Genomic DNA, 1,542 nt, shown 5'->3' with positions numbered 1-1,542 from the left:
CGGGCAGCAAACGTTCGGCCTTCAAGGGTTAGCACTGGGCAAGCCATCCACAGGGCATCACTGGTCATGGTATGAGCATTGTAGGGAAAGGTGTCAAGCATCAAATCGACACGCAAGTAATAGCGAAGGTATTCTTCATATGGTCTTGGCATGGCGAAACTTACGCGCGACTCATCAAGTCCATGCGCTCGCACAGCTCGCCTGACATTGCTTTGAAAACGACTGGATGGATTGCGATCCATGAGCCACAGTCGAGTGTTCGGTGCCGCTTGCAGTATCCTTAACCAGCACTCAAGCATTGCTTTTGATATCTTCCAACTGTTGTTAAAACACGCAAGCACCACGTCTTCATCACGAAAACCAAAGACAGATCTTGGCATATGAGTTTGCGGACGCGGCCTTTTGACGTCATTGACTTGATAACAGTGGTTCAATCGAATCGGGTGTTCGCTGAAGTGTGGTGTAAGTTGTTCTGGTAACACCACGGAGTCGGCAATGACGCTATCGATAAAAGGGGCGCCCGTCGTTCCGGGATAACCGAGGTAAGTGAGCTGTAAGGGGGCGGGGCGTTGCGCAAGCACTTCGAGTAAGGCGTCTTCCGTATGGCCTTTGAGGTCGATGAGAATGTCAACCTGTTGCGACTGGATGTGAGACACGATCTCCGGCACGCTCCAGTGCCTGATGTCGTAGAATGCGTCAAAAGCGTTTTCCAGTCGCTTTCGCATATCGCTCTTGTCATCTGGGCTATTGCTATAGGCCAGCACACGGAAGCGCTGCCGATCGTGGTGTTCAAATAAGCTCGCAGCGAGAAATGCCGTTGGGTGCTGATAGAAGTCGGCAGATAGGTAGGCAATGGTCAAGTGCTGACGACGGGAAGGTGCCGGCCGGGTATCTGCATAGGGAGCGTATCGCTGGCTCCATTGGCGCGCTGCGCGATAATGCAACTCGGGATCGTCGGTCAGCGCGAGCAATACGAAGGGGCTAATGTCGGTGCTGCCTTCTGCCACCAATTGTTTGAGCTTGCCAAGGGTGTGCGCTAAGGCAGTCCACTCACCGTTTGTGGCTTGTAGGTAAGCCAACTGTGACCAAGCTAGGTGAAGTTCTGGCTGGAGGGGGACCGCACGTTGGTAGGCAGAGAGTGCTTCCTGCCAACGTTTTTGCTGTTCGAATAATGCCCCTTGTTGTAACCATAGATGGGCCGATTTTGGATGGCGTCGAAGCGCCACGTCCAGTGCCGATTGTGCGCCTGAGTATTGGTGTAGTTGTCGCAGCGCTTGCACCCAGAGACCCCACGCGTTTTCATCAGCCAGACCTTGCTCAATGATTGGTCTAAGGTATTGGCAAGCCTCTTGTGCTCGGCCAAGCTTTTGCAAGCAAAGGGCAAGGTTGAAACGTGCCGAGTGGTGTTCGGGTTGAAGCGCCAAGGCGCGTGTGTACGAAGTGATGGCATTTGGCCAGTCGTTTTGATTTTGGTAAATGTTACCAAGGTTATTCCAAATGGCTGGTATTTTTGGATGCTGCTTGGACAATTCAACAAGCCTG

At 52.7% G+C, this 1,542-nt stretch carries 1 protein-coding gene; it reads right to left on the bottom strand.

Going from position 1 to position 1,542, the window contains the following annotated elements; genetic code table 11:
* A partial coding sequence (locus tag D6694_13220; GenBank protein ID RMH37536.1) for a tetratricopeptide repeat protein occupies positions 1-1,542 on the bottom strand: 1,542 nt, incomplete at both ends.

The sequence above is a fragment of the Gammaproteobacteria bacterium genome (genome assembly GCA_003696665.1).
Classification (GTDB): domain Bacteria; phylum Pseudomonadota; class Gammaproteobacteria; order Enterobacterales.
This window is presented reverse-complemented; position numbering and strand designations above follow the sequence as displayed.